This is a genomic window from Roseomonas sp. FDAARGOS_362 (assembly GCF_002754815.1).
GTDB lineage: Bacteria > Pseudomonadota > Alphaproteobacteria > Acetobacterales > Acetobacteraceae > Roseomonas > Roseomonas mucosa.
The window spans coordinates 52,305-65,256 of sequence record NZ_CP024582.1 but is presented as its reverse complement, the minus strand read 5'-3'; the positions used below and the strand labels follow the sequence as shown (position 1 = coordinate 65,256).

10 protein-coding genes and 1 pseudogene are annotated in these 12,952 nt (G+C 67.3%); 4 read left to right on the top strand and 7 right to left on the bottom strand.

The window, feature by feature from the left end:
* Window positions 1-3: 3 nt before the first annotated feature.
* The 3 genes from CTJ15_RS00300 to CTJ15_RS00290 form a co-directional block, all read right to left on the bottom strand.
* Complete coding sequence (locus CTJ15_RS00300; protein WP_019463132.1) at window positions 4-1,209, bottom strand: ABC transporter substrate-binding protein; 1,206 nt, start codon at window positions 1,207-1,209, stop codon at window positions 4-6.
* Between the two features lie 183 nt (window positions 1,210-1,392).
* A complete protein-coding gene (locus tag CTJ15_RS00295) occupies window positions 1,393-2,424 on the bottom strand; it encodes a hypothetical protein (RefSeq protein WP_058390392.1) in 1,032 nt (343 codons plus the stop codon).
* Window positions 2,425-2,700: 276 nt separating this feature from the next.
* Window positions 2,701-3,849: an FAD-dependent monooxygenase gene (locus tag CTJ15_RS00290; RefSeq protein WP_075821768.1), complete on the bottom strand. Its 1,149-nt coding sequence runs from the start codon at window positions 3,847-3,849 to the stop codon at window positions 2,701-2,703.
* 358 nt (window positions 3,850-4,207) lie between these two features.
* On the opposite strand from CTJ15_RS00290, the gene CTJ15_RS00285 reads away from it, so the two are divergent.
* Genes CTJ15_RS00285 through CTJ15_RS00275 form a run of 3 tightly spaced genes read left to right on the top strand, consistent with a single transcriptional unit; the run spans window position 4,208 to window position 8,686 of the window.
* Window positions 4,208-4,681 carry a MarR family winged helix-turn-helix transcriptional regulator gene (locus CTJ15_RS00285; protein ID WP_019463129.1) on the top strand — a complete coding sequence of 158 codons (474 nt, stop codon included), beginning with the start codon at window positions 4,208-4,210 and terminating at the stop codon, window positions 4,679-4,681.
* A 34-nt stretch (window positions 4,682-4,715) separates the two neighbouring features.
* Window positions 4,716-5,228, top strand: coding sequence for a (2Fe-2S)-binding protein (locus CTJ15_RS00280; RefSeq protein WP_075821769.1), 513 nt, complete (start codon window positions 4,716-4,718; stop codon window positions 5,226-5,228).
* Window positions 5,225-8,686: a molybdopterin cofactor-binding domain-containing protein gene (locus CTJ15_RS00275; protein WP_075821770.1), complete on the top strand. Its 3,462-nt coding sequence runs from the start codon at window positions 5,225-5,227 to the stop codon at window positions 8,684-8,686. The genes CTJ15_RS00280 and CTJ15_RS00275 overlap by 4 nt, the downstream gene beginning before the upstream one ends.
* Window positions 8,687-8,825: 139 nt before the next feature.
* Here the strand turns inward: CTJ15_RS00275 and istB are convergent, their stop codons facing one another.
* The 3 genes from istB to CTJ15_RS00265 all read right to left on the bottom strand — a co-directional run bounded on the left by istB (window position 8,826) and on the right by CTJ15_RS00265 (window position 11,063).
* Entirely contained in the window at window positions 8,826-9,674 is an 849-nt protein-coding gene (istB, locus tag CTJ15_RS00270) for an IS21-like element helper ATPase IstB (RefSeq protein ID WP_099780831.1), read from the bottom strand.
* Window positions 9,671-9,802 (bottom strand): hypothetical protein, encoded by a 132-nt coding sequence (locus tag CTJ15_RS24960; RefSeq protein WP_255414107.1) that lies wholly within the window; start codon window positions 9,800-9,802, stop codon window positions 9,671-9,673. The genes istB and CTJ15_RS24960 overlap by 4 nt, the downstream gene beginning before the upstream one ends.
* A gap of 47 nt (window positions 9,803-9,849) precedes the next feature.
* Window positions 9,850-11,063, bottom strand: a protein-coding gene (locus CTJ15_RS00265) for an IS3 family transposase (RefSeq protein ID WP_226945885.1) whose coding sequence is annotated in 2 segments (ribosomal slippage) — window positions 9,850-10,742 and window positions 10,742-11,063 — 1,215 coding nt in all. Because the reading frame shifts where the segments join, the coding sequence is not laid out codon by codon here.
* Window positions 11,064-11,116: 53 nt separating this feature from the next.
* Between CTJ15_RS00265 and CTJ15_RS00260 the strand changes: the two are divergent.
* Window positions 11,117-11,728 (top strand): annotated as a pseudogene (locus CTJ15_RS00260) (LysR substrate-binding domain-containing protein); the annotation flags it as partial.
* A gap of 213 nt (window positions 11,729-11,941) precedes the next feature.
* Here CTJ15_RS00260 and CTJ15_RS00255 read toward each other — a convergent pair.
* The gene (locus tag CTJ15_RS00255; protein ID WP_019462519.1) at window positions 11,942-12,877 is read right to left on the bottom strand and encodes a LysR family transcriptional regulator; all 936 of its coding nucleotides are present in this window, start codon (window positions 12,875-12,877) and stop codon (window positions 11,942-11,944) included.
* Window positions 12,878-12,952: the final 75 nt, after the last annotated feature.

Sequence of the window (12,952 nt, the reverse complement as noted above, 5' to 3'; positions counted from 1 at the left end):
TTCTTAGTTCGCGCTCGCTGGGCGCAGGCTTCGCACCACATCGTCGTTGGGCAGCAGGTCCCGGCCGTCGATATAGCGCCAGTCCGCCAGCACGCCGGCATTGTCCTTCAGGGCGGTCTTGCCCACGAAGACGCCGAGAGTGCCCTGCTGGTCGATGGCGCGGTATTCGCAAGTGCCGGCGGGTGTGTCGAAGCGGACTCCGCGGAAACCCTCCACCATCCGTTCCTGCTCCGTCGAACCGGCCCGGACGATGCCGGCCGCGATGGACTGGATCAGCGAATAGCCGACGAGCGAGCCGCACATCGGTTTGGCATTGAACTTCTGCCGATAAGCGGCGGCGAACGCCTTATGGGCAGGGGTGTCGATCTGCTCGCCGGGATAGCCGGTGACGATCCAGCCCTCCGGTGCTTCGTCGCCCAGGGGGTCGAGGTATTCGGGCTCACCGGTCAGAAGGGAAGCCACGCTGCGCTTCTCGAACAGGCCGCGCGTGTTGCCCTGGCGGACGAAATTGGTGAGGTCCGGGCCAAAGAGGACATTGAAGATGCCGTCGGGCTTCATCGCCTCCAGCGCCTGCGCCGTCGCGCCGGCGTCCACGCGGCCGAGTGCCGGCCACTGCTCGCCCACGAAGGTCACGTCCGGCCGCTTGGCAAGGAGGAGCTGCTTGAACCACTTCACGCCGGACTGGCCGAACTCGTAGTTAGGGGAGACGGTGGCCCAGCGCTTGGCCGGCAGTTCCGCGGCTTCCTCCGCCAGGATGGAGGCCTGCATGTAGGTAGAGGGGCGCAGGCGGAAAGTGTACCGGTTGCCCTTCTCCCAGACCATCGCGTCGGTCAGCGGCTCGCCGCCGACATAGAGGCGCTTGTTCTGAAGCGCGAACTCGCTGAGCGCGAGGCCGACATTGGAAAGGTACGCGCCGGCGAGCACGTCCACCTTCACGTCGTTCACCAGCTCACCCGCCAGACGCACGGCGTCCTGTGGGCGGCCGGCATCGTCGCGCGTGATCAACTCCAGCGGACGACCGAGCACGCCGCCCTTCGCGTTCACGCCGTCCACCGCCATCTGCATGGCGTTACGGTAGGGGATCGTGAAGGCGGGGTTGGCGGTATAGGAGTTGATCTCGCCGATGCGGATCGGGTTGTTCCCCTGGGCACGCAGCAGGCCGGGCAGTGCGACCGCACCCGACGCGCCGAGAAGGAAGCGTCGTGTCATTTGCATGGTGCTACTCCTGGTTGAATATCGCGGTATAGGAATGATGGCTCCGTCACGGTCTCCGCCTTAGTCATCGATGACATCCGGCCGACCGAGCCTTCCGGGCACATCGTCATGGGGGTCCGGTACGGGGGCGGTACGGATGCGGGACGCGCCCCAGGGAGCACGGAGCCGCTGGGAGCATCAGGAAGCGGACATTCTCATCTCCGCCACGACCAGGTCGCCGTCGAGAACGATCGGGGCATCGTCCAGGAAGAGCGAGCATCCGCGCATGGGGATGTCCAGGTGGCAGGCCGTATCGTTCGGACCGCCGAGCTCGTTGTTCGGACCGGTGGAGAACATGACATTGCCGTAGAAGGAGCGGGGCTCCATGCCCATGCCGCCCGGAAAGGCACCGGGGACCATGCCGTGCCACTTCGCATGAGGGTTCATGCCCCAGCCGACATGACTCATGCCCATCCCACGGGGATCGTTGAAGGCGGCCATATAGGACTTCACCAACTCGGCCTCCAGACCGCCGCGGATGTCGCGGATCCAGCCTTTCTCGATGGTGTAGGTGATCGGCTCGCGCACATACATGTTCTGCGGGAGCAGGATGTCGCCGGGCGCGACGACGATGGTGCCATCGACGCCGTCGTCATCCCCGCCGGTGAAGACGAAGCCGGAAGGCCAGTGGTCCCAGCGGCCGGGCTCGTCGGTGCAGGCGTATTCCGCCACGGTCGGGTAGGTGTTCAGCTTGTAGGTCACGTCGGTCCCGTGCGGCGAGGTGATGCGCATCACCTTGGCGCGGGACAGGTACTCGGCGCCGATCTCGACCTTTTCGCGCAGTTCCTTCGTCGGCAGCATGCGCGCCAGGAGCTCCGGCGGCTCCACGGCGGTCAGCACCCGCGTGCCCGCGGCCTGGATCTCCATCTGTTCCGGCGAGAACAGAAGGAATATGCAGTCGATCAGCATATCCGCGGCCTTGAGGGCCTCCACGGCCTCGGGCATCGCGGCAAGTCCCGTCTGGCCCACGGCCCAGGTGCCCACGGGCGGCGGAGCCGGCAAGCGCATGTGATACATCCGCGCGCCAAGGCGCTGGCCGGCCGCCATGAAGGCATCGGCATAGTCCAAGCGCTCGCTACCTTGCGTCAGGACAACGAGCTTCTCGCCCTCGTGGACACCGGACATCTTCAACTGGTGAAGGCAGATCTCGGTGAAGCTGGAATGGTCCATTTCGTTCTCCGAAGGTGCCGCCCGAACTCACGGATTGACGCTTCCGGGCCGATGGATGCGAGGGGGATGGGGCGCCAATGGGATGTCAGACGGGAGACGGCCTCGTCCAACGAAAACACGTTGCCGTATTTCGGAGCGATTCGAAAGAATTCGCCGGCTGGGCCGCGATCTGCGTGTCCATCGGGTGACGGCGGGTGGTGACGCCCCGCATCCCGTCGGCGCCGCAGTCGCGCATGCCGAGCCCGGTGTTGACACCGCCTCTGACGGGCTGCGCCTTCACGTGGCCGCCCCTTTCCACAACGGATGGGCGAAGACGTCATAGGCGAAGACCCAGGCCGGATCCTCCTGCGTCCGTAGCCAGGTGTTGGCGTTGGACACGGCTTGGACACGCGACGCGCGTTCCCGCCGGTTCGCCTCGTAGAGGCGGAAGCCCGTGCCATGGTCGGAGAGCCCGGTTTCAGCCAGGCAGCGCGCCAGCATCGCGCCGTCCTCGATCGCCATCGCCGCGCCCTGGGCCATATGCGGTTTCATCGGGTGGCAGGCATCGCCCAGCAGCACGATACGGCCGCGGCTCCAGACCGGCAGGGGACTGCGGTTCAGCAGGGGCCATTTCGAAATGTCGTCGGCGGCATCGATCAGCGCCTGGACCTCGGGGTGGTAGCCGGCGAAGGCCTCGCGCATCTCCTCGCGGCTGGAGGGCAGGGAGTTACCGTCGAAATCCCAGGCCGGATGCGGAACGCCGGTGACGAAGTAGTACTCCCCGCGGTCGGCCGTGGTGAAATAGGCCATCATGTGCCGGTCGTCGGTCCACCATTTCACGCAGGGCTCGAAGTCGAAGCCGTACCTCGCCAGCCGATCGCCCGGGATCAAAGCGCGATGGGCGACCCAGCCGCTGTAGTTGGGCTTTTCCACGCCCAGCAGCGCCTCGCGCAGGCGAGAATTGATGCCGTCAGCCCCGACGACGATGTCGGCGCGGTAGGTGCTGCCGTCGGCGAAGGACAGTTCGACACCGGAGCCGTCATCGACGACACCGGTCAGGCACTTGTCGAACCGGACCGCCCCATCGGCGATCGCCGCGATCTGCATCCTGTGCAGGTCGCCCCGGTGGATGGTCACGTAGGCCGCGCCGTACTCCTTCAGTGCGTACTCGCCGAGTGGGATCCGCGACAGGTAATCGCCTGTCGCGCCGTCGCGGCTCATCCAGAAATCGGGATGCGAGCCGAGCGCCGCCACCGAGTCCTCGATGCCCATGTGACGAAAGATCTTCATCACATTGGGGCCCATGTGGATACCGGCTCCGAGCCGGGAGAACGCCGGGGCCTGCTCGAACACGGCGACCTCGAAGCCCGCACGCTGCAACAGCGCGGCGGCGCAAGCCCCGCCGAGCCCTGCCCCCACCACGGCGATCCGCTGCGTCCTGGTCATACAGGCAATCCTCCAGCCCTCACATGGGCACCCGCGGCTTCATAGGGTGTACGCTATTAACCATTCAATGAAGGCCAGATTCAATGCTTCATTTCAGGCGCCATCCTGCTTAATTAGGAAGCATAAGAGAAGAAAATCGGCGTATTGACAGGAGGCGGGAACGAAGTAAGAAAATAACGTACACGCTATGTATTCTGGGGTCACGCCATGCCCGCCGATCTGCGATGCACGTCCGGCGCCGTGCTGCGCCCGCCATGCCGGCGCCCCTTGTCCGGAAGGAAGCGAGAGCGGCTTGCCACGCCGCCCCGCTCGGCCATAGTTCCGCGACGTCCAATACAGGTGAAAGCGAGTGTCGAGGGTGCGTCAGACGGAAGAGGCTCCGGAAGACGATGCGGCGGAGGGCCGGAACGAGGGCTACGTCGTCACGGATCAGGTCGGCTATCTGCTACGGCGGGCCTATCAGCGTCACCTCGCCATCTTCCAGGCGAACACCGTCGATCCGCAGCTGACGAGCGTGCAGTTCGCCACGCTGTGCGCGCTACGGGAGGGCGGGCCGCAGGCACAGGGCGAACTGGTCAAGGCAACCTCCATCGATCAGGCCACCATCCGCGGCATTGTGGAGCGGCTGAAGGCGCGCGGCTTGGTCGCCTTCTCCAAAGATCGCGACGACGCGCGGAAGGTGATCTACTCCCTCACCGGCGAAGGCACGCGGCTGGTGAGCGAGATGATTGCGCCCGCCATCACCATCACCGAGCAGACCTTCGGACAGCTCAATCCCGGCGAGCGTCTCGCACTCCTCTTCACGTTGCGCCGCATGATCGGCGAAGCATAGCCCGCCTCCCACATCACGGTGCGAGGCGTCGCGGGTGCTGAGTCCCGCGGCCACGGTGACACTCCGTGTCAACGGGCGAGAGACGACCGTGGAAGCGCGACCCTGCACGCCCCTCCTGCATGTCCTGCGCAACGACCTTGCGCTCAACGGCCCGAAATTCGGCTGTGGCCTGGGTGAGTGTGGGGCCTGCGCCGTGCTGATCGACGGACGCGTCGCGCGATCCTGCACGGTGCCGCTGCACCGGGCGGTGGGCCGCGACATCACCACGCTGGAGGGCCTGGGGAGCCTGGCCGCGCCGCATCCGGTGCAGGCCGCCTTCATCGAGCAGCAGGCCGCGCAGTGCGGCTACTGCCTCAACGGCATGATCATGGCGACCGTGGCGCTGCTGTCACGGAACCCCGATCCGGACGATGCTGCCATCCGGCACGCGCTGCGCCACCATCTTTGCCGCTGCGGCACGCATGTCGAGATCCTGAACGCGGTGCGCGCCGCGGCGAGGCGGCTGCGGCCCGCCACTGGACCCGAGAATGTGGGGAGCCTGCCATGACACGACCCGAGGACCGTGCCGCCGCCTCCTACCGGGCCGATCCGGATGTCCTGACCGTTTCCCGCATGGCGCCGGTGGGCGAGGAAATCCTCATCGCCGTGCACGCCGATGGCAGTGTCACCGCATTCAACGGCCATGTCGATCTGGGAACGGGCATCCGTACGGCGCTGGCACAGATCGTCGCGGAGGAGCTTTGCGTGCCCGTGGAACGGGTGACAATGGTCCTGGGAACGACCTCCGCCGCGCCCGATCAGGGCGCGACGATCGCGAGCGAGACGATCCAGATCGCCGCCGCCCCGCTCGCCCGCGCCGCCGCCACCGCGCGCGCCTTCTTCCTGCGGGAAGGGGCGCGGCTGCTCGGCCAGCCTGAAGCGGAAGCCAGGGTTTCCGACGGCAGCGTGACGGTGAGGGTGCCGGGGAATGCCTTCATACCCTTCGGCGACATGGTTGCCGGCCGCGCCATCCGTCTGAGGATCGATCCCGATGCCCAGCTCCTGCCGCGTTCGGAGCACCGGGTGGTCGGCCGGGCGCAGCCGCGCATCGACATCCCGGCCAAGGCCACCGGGAGTTTCACCTATGTTCACGACGTGCGGGTGCCGGGCATGCTCCATGGCCGCGTCGTGCGCCCGCCTTACACCGGCTTCGATGCCGGGTCACATGTGGGCAGCAGCCTCGTCTCGGTGGATGAGGCCTCCGTCGCGGATGTTCCCGGCTTGGTGGCGGTGGTCGCGATCGGCGACTTCCTGGGCGTCGTCGCGCGGCGCGAGGAGGATGCGATCGAGGCGATGCGGAAGCTTGCGGTGGAATGGCGCGCGCCGCCTGCCATCCCGGACCTGAACGATCCCGAGACCCCCCTGCGGGACAACCCTTCCTCGGCGCGCGTCCTGGCCGACCGTGGCGACATCACCCAGGTCTGCTCCGGCAGTGCCAAGCCTCTGGACCGGACCTATGTCTGGCCCTACCAGATGCACGCCTCGATCGGCCCGTCCTGCGCCGTGGCGGATTGGCGGCCAGACGGGCTCACGGTCTGGTCCGGGACGCAGAATCCCTTTCCCATGCGCGCGGACCTGTCCCGGCTGCTCGACATGCCGGAGGACGCGATCGTCGTCGAGCGGCTGGAGGCGGCGGGCTGCTACGGCCGCAACTGCGCCGACGACGTGACCGCCGACGCGGCGCTCCTGTCGCGCGCTGTGGGGGCACCCGTGCGGGTCCAGCTGACGCGCGAACAGGAGCACGCCTGGGAGCCCAAGGGCGCGGCGCAGGTGATCGACGTGCGCGGCGCGCTGGACCTGGAGGGCGGGCCGGCCTTCTACGACTTCGAGACGCGCTACCCATCGAATCTCGCCCCGACCCTGCCGCTGATCCTGACCGGCAAGGTCGCGCCTGTCGCCGATATCGCGCAAATGGGCGACCGGACCGCAATCCCGCCCTACGCGATCCCGAACCTCCGGGTCACCGTCCACGACATGCCCCCCCTGGCGCGCGCGTCGTGGTTCCGCGGCGTGTCGGCGATGCCGAACACCTTCGCCCACGAATCCTTCATAGACGAGCTGGCGGTCGCGGCGGGGATCGATCCGATCGAGTACCGCCTGCGCTACCTGACCGACACGCGCGCGATCGACCTCGTGCGCGCGGTGGCGGAGCGCGCGGCCTGGCGCCCGCACCCGGAACCCTTCACCCATGGCCGCGCGGGGGACATCCTGTACGGGCGCGGCTTCGCCTATGCGGTCTATGTGCACGGGAAGTTCCCCGGCACAGCCGCGGCCTGGGCCGCCTGGGTCACCGATGTTGCGGTGAACACCGCGACCGGGGAAATCGCCGTCACGCGGGTGGTCTGCGGCCAGGACACCGGCCAAGTCATCAATCCCGCCGGCGTGCAACACCAGATCCACGGCAACGTCATCCAGTCCACGAGCCGGGTCCTGAAGGAGCAGGTGCGCTTCTCGGAAACCGGTGTGTCGAGCCTCGAATGGGGCGCCTATCCCATCATCACCTTCCCCGAGGTGCCGGAGATCGACGTGCTGCTGGTGCCCCGGCCCGATGACCCGCCGCTCGGCGCGGGGGAATCCGCCTCCGTGCCCAGCGCCGCCGCGATCTGCAATGCCGTCTTCGACGCGACGGGCGTCCGCTTCCGCGAACTCCCGCTGACGCCGGAAAAGGTCCGGGCCGCGCTCAACCCATTGCCCCCTCCCACGCCCCCGGCGCCCGTGGCACCGCCGCGCGGCGCTCGCTGGAAGTGGCCACTGCGGGGGCTCGTCGCCGGGGTGGTGGCCGCCGGTGCGGCCATTCTGCCATGGCGTCCCGCGATCGCACCCATCGAGCGTCCGGGCACCGATCTGTACTCCGCCGCCACCATCGAGCGCGGGCGACTGGCCGCCGCGGCCGGCGCCTGCAACGTCTGCCATGTCGGCACCGATGGCATGGCCTTCGGTGGAGGGCGACCTACCGAGACGCCTTTCGGCGTCGTCTATGCCTCCAACATCTCCGCCGACCCCGCTGCGGGGATCGGGGCCTGGAGCTACGCCGCCTTCGCGCGGGCGATGCGGGAGGGAGTGTCGCGCGACGGCCACCTCCTGTATCCCGCCCATCCCTACACATCCTTCGCGAAGGCGGCCGAGGCGGATATCCAGGCGCTCTACGCCTATCTGGCGGCGCAGCCGGCCTCGCCCGCCAGGACGCCGGTGACCGATCTGCGCTTCCCCTTCGGCATCCGCCCGATGATGGCGGCCTGGAACGCCCTGTTCCTGCGGCCGCAACGGCCGGCGGATCCTGACCGCGGCGCGGAATGGAACCGCGGCGCCGAGCTCGTCGAAGGGCTGGGGCACTGTTCCGCCTGTCATTCTCCCCGCAACGCGCTCGGCGCGGAACGGACCGGGGCCTCGCACCTGTCGGGCGGCTTCGCGGATGGCTGGCACGCACCCGCGCTCAGCGCCGCGTCGATGTCCCCGGTGGGTTGGACGCGGGAGGCCTACTACAGCTACCTCCGCACGGGGCATTCACGGGATCACGGCTCCGCCGCAGGGCCGATGGCGCATGTGATCGAATCCTTCCGCGATCTCCCTGACGCGGACATACGGGCGATGGCGACCTATCTCGCGAGCCTGGGTTCGGGCACGGCCAACGCCGATCCAGAACCCGTCATCGCCGCGTCGGAGGCCGCGCTTGCACAAGCTGCGTGGGCCGAGCCCCTCGGCGCCCAGGTCTTCGAGGGCGCCTGCGCGTCCTGTCACGGCGGCGACCTGCGGATCCCGCATCTGGCACTGAACACCAATCTGCACGCTGCCAGCCCTAACAACGTCGTCCAGGCTGTTCGGAATGGCATTCCGGGTCATGCCTGGGGTACGGAAGAGCCGGTCGCCATGCCGGGTTTCGGCAGCACGCTCGATCCGAAGGCTTTGGAGGCGGTGATCCGCTACATGCGGCTGCGCTTCGCGCCCGGGCAGCCAGCTTGGAGATAGGCGCCCTGGCTGCGCGGCAACCCACACCGGGCGACCAGGGCGAGGGCGATCGTTGGCGGATTTGGTCCAGCGGTAAGGTTTGTCAATGCTACTCGTGAGTTCCCCAAAACGGCTGGACGAAAATTCCCCAGTCCGGCTGCTATGGGGCGGTGGCCGGCTCGGTGGGGTGTGCCTTGCGTGGTCTGCCGCGGCGACGGGGTGGGGTTTCCACTGGAGGCGCATGCCGTGTGGCGGTTTCCGGCAGCAGGTCGGCATGTCGGCGGAGGCGGTAGCTGGCGCCCTCGATGCGGATGACGACGGCGTGGTGCAAAAGACGGTCCAGCAAGGCTGAAGCGACCACGGGGCCGCCGAAGACCTCACCCCATTCGGCGAAGCCGCGGTTCGAGGTCAGGATCATGGCGCCGCGTTCGTAGCGGGAGTTGACCAATTGGAAGAACAGGTTGCCGCCGCTGGCGATGACGGGCAGGTAGCCGATCTCGTCGACGACGAGCAGTTGCGGCCGGCACAGGAAGCGGATCCGCTCACGCAAGCTTCCTTCGCGTTCGGCCTTGGCGAGTGAGCCGATGAGTTCGGCCAGGGTGGTGAAGTAGACGCTACGGCCGGCCTTCACGGCCTCGACGGCCAACGCGATCGCCAGATGGGTTTTGCCGCAGCCGGGCTGGCCGAGAAAATGGATCACCTCGTGGCGGTCGATGAAGTCGAGCTCGGTGAGGATGCGGTTGCGATCGAGGGATGGCTGGAAGGCGAAGTCGAAGCCTGCCAACGTCTTGACGTTGACCAGCCGCCCCATCTTGAGCGCCGCCTTCAGCCGGCGGTTCTCGCGCAGGCTGAGCTCCTCGTCGAGCAGGTGGTCGATCGCTTCGAGGGCGGAGATCTCGCCGCGCTCGAGCTGGCGCAGCAGGTGTTCGAGTACCTCGAGCGAGCGCGGCATCCTGAGGCCGACGAGGTGCCGGCGGATGCGGTCGAGCGTGGTGGGGCCGGCGCTCATCGGGCCGGCTCCCCGGCGGCGAGCCGGCGGCCGATCGCCTCGTAGATGGCGAGCGAGCGCGAGGCGATGCTGGCCGCCGCATCCTGGGGCGGCGGCTTGTCGTTGTAGACGATGCCGCGCTCGTCCACCTCGCCGAGGACGGCGGTTTTGATCCTCCACGACTTCCGTGGACGGGTTACGCTACGTTTACTGCCTGCCGTTCTGCTTGGTCTGGCGTGCGGTAGTCCAGGGCTGAATGCAGGCGTCGGCGGTTGTAGAAGCCCTCGACGTAGGAGAACAGGTCACGCTTGGCCTCGTCTCTGGTTGCATAGGTCCGGTGGTGCACCAGCTCGGTTTTCAGCGTGTGAAAGAAGCTTTCCATCGGCGCGTTGTCCAGTGGATTCGCCCGCCGGCTCATCGACGGGATAATGGCTGCTTCGGTCAGCGCCGCCTGGTAGTCACCGCAGGCGTATTGGATGCCGCGGTCGGAATGTTGGATCAGACCGGCACTGGGACGCTGGCGCTGGATGGCCATCAGCAACGCCGAGGTCGCCAGCTCGGCCCTGAGATGGTCGCGCATGGACCAACCCACGATCTTGCGCGTGTGCAGGTCCATGATGGCGGCCATGTAGAGCCAACCCTCACCTGTTGGAATGTAGGTCAGGTCTGCCAGCCAGACCTGGTTCGGCCTGCTGGTGGCGGAGAACTTGCGTTCCAGCAGGTTGGGTGCGACCGGGAAGGCGTGGCGGCTGTCGGTGGTCTGCACGCGGCGGCGCTGGGCGACAAGGCCGCGCACGCCATGGCGGCGCATCAGGCGCTCGACCCGTCCACGGCCAACCTTTCTCCCCTGTGCCCGCAAGGTGGCATGCACACGGGGACTGCCGTAACGGCCACCGCTGTTGGCATGGGCCTGGCGGATGTCGGCCAGCAGGGCACAGTCCTCAATGGCGCGCCTGCTATCTGGCCGCGATCGCCAAGCGTAGTAGCCGGCGGTCGAAATCCCCAGCACGCGGCACAGCGGCTGGACCGCCCAGGTATCGCGGCAGTCCTCGACCACGCGGAACTTCATCTCAGTGGTTCCGCGAAGATCGAAATAGACTTTTTTAAAATGTCCCGCTCCATGCGCAGCCGGTCGCACTCACGCCGCAGTCGCGCGATCTCAGCAGCTTGGTCGGCCGTCGGGACCGGCAAGGGCTTGAGGGAGGAGGCAGCTGCAGGCTGCGGCGCCTCGGTCTTGCTACCGCCGGCGCTATACTGGCGCACCCACCGGCACAGCAGCGTCGGGTGCAGACCAACCTCGCCCGCCACCGCCGTCGGCGTGCGCCCGCCGCCGACCACCAGGTCCACGACCTGGCGCTTGTAGTCCTCCGTGTAGGAACGCGGCTTGGTCCTCGTCGCCTGCTGATCCATCGAACACCTCCAGCTCAAAGCTTGCCTCAGGGTGTCCACGGAAGTCGTGGAGGATCACCCCGCGCTTGCCCGAGTTTCTCGATCACTATCCCAACATCGACGTCATGCTCGGTGTCTCGGACCGTGCGATCAACCTGCTGGAGGAAGCCGCCGACTGTGTGCTGCGCGTCGGACCACTGGCCGATTCAGGAATGATCGCCCGTTCGCTGGGCGAGTTGCCACTGATCAACGTGGCCAGCCCCTCCTATCTGGCGCGCCACGGCATCCCGAGGGAGCCTGCCGATCTCGATCGCCACCACATGGTTCTCTACGCATCACCATCGACGGACCGGGTCGAAACATTCGAGTGGATCGAGCATCAGCAGGCATGTTTTCGCACGGTCACGGGACGTGTCACCGTCAACAGTGCCGAGGCCTACATTGCCTGCTGCCTGGCCGGACTGGGCCTTATCCAGATCCCGGCCTATGATGTCCGTGACCAGATTGCGACCGGCGCACTGGTCGAAGTGCTTCCACACCATCGCGCCGCACCGATGCCGATGACCTTGCTGTTTCCCCACCGGCGACACCTTCCCCGCAGGACCCAGGTTTTTGCGGACTGGCTGGCCAGCATCATCGCCGAGGCCACGGCACCGTGGCCCGATGCGCAGGGTGCTGCCAGCTGACGGGCGGTGGTCGGAATGGTGAGGCGGGGCAGCCCGGATGACTGCCGCCGCGCTGTCCCAGGCAGCCTTGAGCGTCCGGTCCGGCATCCCAGACCGGCTTCAGGTGATGCGGTGATGCAGGATTCCGGATCGACCGACGGCACGGTCGCCCTGTGGAGGAGCGTTACGCTGGCCGAGGCGCACTCCGCCTGCGCTGTTCGCCGGGACGGAACGTCATGCCGGACGCACCGGACGGCTCCTCGGCATGACAGTGCCTCCGAACTGCCCGGCCTCCTCCCGCAATGCCTCGGCGAAGGCCTGCGCGGCAGGGGAAAGCGAGCGCCCGGCCCGCCAGATCAGGATAACGGCGCGTCCGACAACCGGCGGCCCCAGCGGCCGTGCGGCGAGTTCAGGTGCCATACGCAGCTCCGCCGCGGTGGAGGGAAGCAGGGCGATGCCCAGCCCCGCCCGCGCCATGCCGACCAGGGTGCTGGAATAGGTGGCCTCCTGCGCCGGCGAGACCAGCTTGCCGATGCGCGCGAAGGCGTCATCCACCAGTTGCCGGATGCTGCTGTCCGTTTCGAGAAGCAGCAGCGGTTCCTCCGCCAGATGCGCCAGCGTGATGCTGCGGCGCCGCATCAATGGATGGCGCGGCGGCAGCAAGGCAATGATCTGGTCGCGGAACAGCGGTTCGGTCGAGAAGGCTTCGCCCGGTGCGAGATCGCTGGCAATGCCGATATCCACCTGATCGGAACGGACCCGCTCATAGACCTGCCGCGTTACCGCCTCCCTCAGTCGGATCTTGAGTTGGGGATGCGTAGCATGCAGCCGTGCCATGGCCGCAGGAAGCAGGCCGGCGGCGACCGAGGGCAGGGCGGCAACGCGCACCACGCCACGCCGGCGTGCAGCAAGGTCCTGCAGGTTCGTGACGCTGTGCTCCAGCTCCTGCAGCAGTGGTTCCAGCGACCGGGCGAACTCCCGTCCCGCCGCGGTGGGTTCGGCACCATGCGGCATACGATCGAGCAACTTCAGGCCCACTGCGTCCTCCAGCTGCCGGATCTGCACCGTCAGGGCTGGCTGCGTGATGTTCAGAAGGCTCGCGGCGCGGGTGAAGCTGCCGTAGCGCAACACGGTGGTGAAGGCGCGCAGACCCTTCAGCGTGATGGACATAGAAAAACATTATAGCCAGCGCATAAACTTTCAATTGATTTATCGGCCCTGCGGCTCCGAACTACCTGCGCAGAG

What these genes read in the sequence shown, in the direction of transcription:
- CTJ15_RS00300 (WP_019463132.1), bottom strand. Translation starts at nt 1,209, where the DNA reads ATGACACGACGCTTCCTTCTCGGCGCGTCGGGTGCGGTCGCACTGCCC.
- CTJ15_RS00295 (WP_058390392.1), bottom strand. Translation starts at nt 2,424, where the DNA reads ATGGACCATTCCAGCTTCACCGAGATCTGCCTTCACCAGTTGAAGATG.
- CTJ15_RS00290 (WP_075821768.1), bottom strand. Translation starts at nt 3,849, where the DNA reads ATGACCAGGACGCAGCGGATCGCCGTGGTGGGGGCAGGGCTCGGCGGG.
- CTJ15_RS00275 (WP_075821770.1), top strand. Translation starts at nt 5,225, where the DNA reads ATGACACGACCCGAGGACCGTGCCGCCGCCTCCTACCGGGCCGATCCG.
- istB (WP_099780831.1), bottom strand. Translation starts at nt 9,674, where the DNA reads ATGAGCGCCGGCCCCACCACGCTCGACCGCATCCGCCGGCACCTCGTC.
- CTJ15_RS00255 (WP_019462519.1), bottom strand. Translation starts at nt 12,877, where the DNA reads ATGTCCATCACGCTGAAGGGTCTGCGCGCCTTCACCACCGTGTTGCGC.